This window comes from Methanobrevibacter thaueri (assembly GCF_015062905.1).
Classification (GTDB): domain Archaea; phylum Methanobacteriota; class Methanobacteria; order Methanobacteriales; family Methanobacteriaceae; genus Methanocatella; species Methanocatella thaueri_A.
This window is the reverse complement of record NZ_SUTK01000083.1, coordinates 1-4069: the sequence shown is the minus strand read 5'-3', so window position 1 is coordinate 4069 and position 4069 is coordinate 1. Positions and strand designations below refer to the sequence as shown.

The 4069-nt window shown below is 34.2% G+C and carries 6 protein-coding genes; 5 read left to right on the top strand and 1 reads right to left on the bottom strand.

Annotated features, from left to right (window positions below):
- From E7Z79_RS09365 to E7Z79_RS09345, 5 genes are all read left to right on the top strand, one after another.
- Nucleotides 1-568: PstA family ABC transporter permease (locus tag E7Z79_RS09365; protein WP_303739676.1), on the top strand; the 568-nt coding region annotated here is incomplete at its 5' end.
- 18 nt (nt 569-586) lie between these two features.
- Nucleotides 587-1339, top strand: coding sequence for a phosphate ABC transporter ATP-binding protein PstB (gene pstB, locus E7Z79_RS09360; RefSeq protein ID WP_303739675.1), 753 nt, complete (start codon nt 587-589; stop codon nt 1337-1339).
- Between the two features lie 16 nt (nt 1340-1355).
- Nucleotides 1356-1820, top strand: a complete 465-nt coding sequence (locus E7Z79_RS09355) for a PhoU domain-containing protein (RefSeq protein ID WP_303739674.1) — start codon at nt 1356-1358, stop codon at nt 1818-1820.
- Complete coding sequence (locus tag E7Z79_RS09350) at nt 1798-2028, top strand: PhoU domain-containing protein (protein WP_303739677.1); 231 nt, start codon at nt 1798-1800, stop codon at nt 2026-2028. Before E7Z79_RS09355 ends, E7Z79_RS09350 begins: the two co-directional genes overlap by 23 nt.
- Before the next feature lie 69 nt (nt 2029-2097).
- Entirely contained in the window at nt 2098-2979 is an 882-nt protein-coding gene (locus E7Z79_RS09345; protein ID WP_303739673.1) for a phosphate uptake regulator PhoU, read from the top strand.
- A 355-nt stretch (nt 2980-3334) separates the two neighbouring features.
- On the opposite strand, the gene E7Z79_RS09340 is transcribed toward E7Z79_RS09345, so the two are convergent.
- The gene (locus E7Z79_RS09340) at nt 3335-3814 is read right to left on the bottom strand and encodes a tetratricopeptide repeat protein (protein ID WP_303739672.1); all 480 of its coding nucleotides are present in this window, start codon (nt 3812-3814) and stop codon (nt 3335-3337) included.
- Nucleotides 3815-4069: the final 255 nt, after the last annotated feature.

Here is a 4069-nt window from a genome sequence, read left to right as displayed (position 1 = left end):
AGAAAACAGGAAGCTTGTCAATATAATACGTTTCGGGGCAGAGACATTGGCATCTATCCCTTCAATTGTATTCGGTTTATTCGGATTTGCATTTTTCGTAATGTTTTTGAAGATGGGATGGTCTGTATTTTCAGCAGGTCTTGTTTTGGCAATTATGGCGATTCCTACAATATTTCAGGTAGTTGAAGTTTCATTAAGGTCAGTTCCAAGCACATATAAGGAAGGAAGCTATGGTCTGGGAGCAACAAAATGGCAGACTATATGCAATGTGATTTTGCCTGCGGCAATTCCTGGAATCGTAACTGGGATAATACTTGCAATGACAAGGGCCATTTCAGAAGCCGCCGCTGTAATGTATACAGTCGGTTCATCTGTTTCCATGCCGATTTCAATGTTTGATCCGGGCCGTCCGCTGCCCCTTCATCTCTATATTCTGGCAACTGAAGGAATATCCCTGCAGAATGCATTTGCAACTGCTGCGGTTCTTGTAATTATAGTGATGGTAATTACATTTTTAACCAATTATTTCACACAAAGGTATCAAAACAAAATGATGGGAAATTTATAAAGTTTATGAGGTTTTATTATGTACAGGATTACTGCAGAGCATCTCAACACTTATTTCGGAGATACTCATATTCTTAAAGATATCAGTTTAAAAGTAGCTGAAAACACGGTTATGGCGCTTATTGGTCCGTCAGGCTGTGGAAAATCAACTTTTTTAAGGTCAATCAATAGGATGAATGATTTGATAGCTTCATTTAAATTAGAAGGAACACTTCTTTTGGACGGCAATGACATTTATTCTAAAGATATGGATGTGGTGGATTTGAGAAGAAAGGTAGGAATGGTTTTTCAAAAGCCGAATCCCTTTCCCAAATCCATTTTTGAAAACGTGGCATACGGACTTAGAATTCACGGAAATGATGATGAGGACTATATATCACAGAGAGTTGAAGAAAGTTTAAAATCAGCGGCAATTTGGGATGAGGTAAAAGACAAGCTTGACCAGTCAGCTTTAGGTCTGTCCGGAGGCCAGCAGCAGAGACTATGCATTGCACGTACAATTGCAAATAACCCTGAAGTTATTCTGATGGACGAACCGTGTTCTGCACTGGATCCGATTTCAACATTGAAAATAGAAGACCTGATTCATGAGCTTAAAAAAGATTATACGATTGTTATTGTTACTCATAATATGCAGCAGGCTTCAAGGGTTTCTGATTTCACGTCATTTTTCCTCAACGGGGAGCTGATTGAAAGTGAAAAAACAGAAAAGCTATTTGTAAGTCCGAAAGAGAAAAAAACAGAAGAATACATTACAGGAAGATTTGGATAACGGAGGATGTGAAATTATGAGCGAAAAAACACCGGGAATTTCATTTCAAAACAGAATGGACAATATTGTAGATGATTACAGGGAACTTGGAAATCTTGCTATCAGATTAAACGGGGACGTTGTTAAACTGCTTGAAAATTATGATGAATCAGTTCACAAAAGCATATCTGCAGGTTCCAGCACATTGGATATCAAAACAATTAACCTCGAAAGGGTCTGCATAAGATTCATGGCTACCGAACAGCCACTGGCTAAGGATTTGCTTTTTATAGAATCCATACTCAGGGTTATCAGCCACATCAAAAGGGTTGGACATTTGTGCGCCAAGATTGCCGATTCAATCAGAAATATTCACGATGTTGCCATTCCCAAAAAGATACTTAATCAGCTGGCTTTGATGGGTGAGTATATTGGAATCATGTTAAAAAAAATCATTTTCAGTATTTTTAAATCAGGATCTGGACAAGGCAAGAGAGCTTGACAGTGACGACGATAAAATAGATGAGCTGTATGATTCTATTTTAAATGAAGTCACATCAACAATGATTAATGATGCTGAATTTGCGCCCTATATTATCGATACAATTTTTCTGGCAAGATATATGGAAAGAATAGCCGACAAGGCAGTAAGCATAGGTTCAAGAACAATATTCATGATAACTTTAAAAAGACCGGGAATAGATGAGTGAGGAAATTTGAATAAATATTTGTACTAGTTAAAAAATAACTAGTCATATCTTTTGAGGGGAGTCATTAAAATGGGAAGAAGTAATAAAACACTGGAAGAAATTTTAGAGTACATATTTTATCAAAATCCAGCCAATCAGGATGAAATAGCCGATGATTTGAAAATAAGCCGGAGGTATGTAACCAAATTGTTAAAGCCACTGGTCGATGAGGACATTGTCCGCAAGGTTTATGTTGTTAATCTGGAAAAATATGATGAAGTTTACGGAGGTTTCGAAAACAGCAATAAAAAAATTTCGACAGATTTTTTAATTAAAAACATTTTAAGGACAATGGCTGAGCATATAGAAAATCAGCTGGAACTCTCCTTTGAAGCAATCCTTGAAAATGACAAACAGAAAGCAAATGAAGCTATTGAACTCGATTTTACAACAAATAACATGTTCGAAAAGATTCGCTCATCAGTTGAAACAGTAGTCAATTTGGACCTTCACTCAAAACTTTCCAAAATTCTTCTTTTTAATGAAGTGGCTTATAATTACGAAAGAATCGGTGATTACTGTATTCATCTCAATAAGTTTGTCATCAATGATGATTCTGTAGTTGACGATAAGATTCTTGACATCCTCAAAAAGATGTATAAATACGCAAAAAGATCTGTTTCCTATGCAAGTGAAGCATTCATTGACGGTAAAGTTGAGTTAAAAGAAGATTTGATGGATACAGAAGAAAAGATGCATAAAATGCAGGATAGAGCTATGAAGGAAATTGCTCTTCAGATGGGTGAGTCCACTTTTGATGATGTTGACCATGCGAATTATTATATTTATCTCACACGAGTAATCAAAGCATTTGAAAGAACTGGGGATATTTCCGTTGAAATAATGGATATTGCAATTGAATTTCACAAAAATATTCCAAGATCTACCGTTCCCCGCTATTTCAGGGAATGATTTATTTTAATTTTTTAAATTTAAGGATTAAGTTTACATTTTTCTTGGAAATGTTTTGCAGTTGAATAATATCAAGTGTCATTTTTGCCACATTAATTATAATCGTGTGAGAATGGTACTGGAAATAATCAAACTAATCAAAAAAACAACAGGTCCTCATGTGCACTGTAAAGTTAATCTGGATGGACATGACAAATCTGAATGTAAGACTTGCAATAACTGTTACTGAAAAAAGGAAAGTATTTGTTTGATTGAAGATAGTGACTAATCATCACTATTTTATTAATTTAATCTGGTTCGAATTTCACTTTCTATATGGATGGGGACAATAGGGATTTTTAAAAGTGTTCAAAAGTTAATCGGATAGATTATTAATATCCTCAATTAATTCATCCAACAATTCATTATTTTCATTTAATTCACGTGCCTGGTTTATATAACGTAAAGCTTCATCATAATTTCCTAATCCTATTGATATTCTGGAAATACTATATAAATATCCGAATTCATTAGGATCAATTTCTGACGCTGATTTAAAGTAATCTAGTGCTTTTTCATAATTTCCCAAGTAGTTGTTGCAATAGCCTAGATTTGCATAAAGAAATGGGTGGTCATATCCTAGTTTCTGGGATTCTTCCAAGCTAATTAAAGCTTCATCGTAGCGTTTGAGCATGTTTAATGCACTTCCTTTTACTGTTAAAATGTAAAGGTCTTTTCCAAATATGAATATGGAACAGTTTGCAAATTTTAAAGCTATTGAAAAATGATTGTGTCTTAAAAAGAATCTGGCCAGTATATCTAAAGTAGGTTCGAGGCATACCCAGAGTAAAAACAATAGAAAACCAAAAAATCCATATACTAAAAGCCAGTCATTGTTTTTGATTCCGATATATAATAAGCTCATGATTCTCATGAGTTCTAACACAGATTACTAATTAATGATAAAACATCCAGGTTTAAAACTGTAAATTCTGAATCATTGGCACGATAATATTTTTCATTTAACTTGTATGTATATTTATCTTTTGATAATATATAAATTACTTCTATAAAAAATATTAATTTATAACCAAAAATAGCATATAAAAAC

Bases quoted from the DNA above. Each gene is read 5' to 3' on its own strand.
- pstB (WP_303739675.1), top strand. From the start codon at position 587: ATGTACAGGATTACTGCAGAGCATCTCAACACTTATTTCGGAGATACT.
- E7Z79_RS09355 (WP_303739674.1), top strand. From the start codon at position 1,356: ATGAGCGAAAAAACACCGGGAATTTCATTTCAAAACAGAATGGACAAT.
- E7Z79_RS09345 (WP_303739673.1), top strand. From the start codon at position 2,098: ATGGGAAGAAGTAATAAAACACTGGAAGAAATTTTAGAGTACATATTT.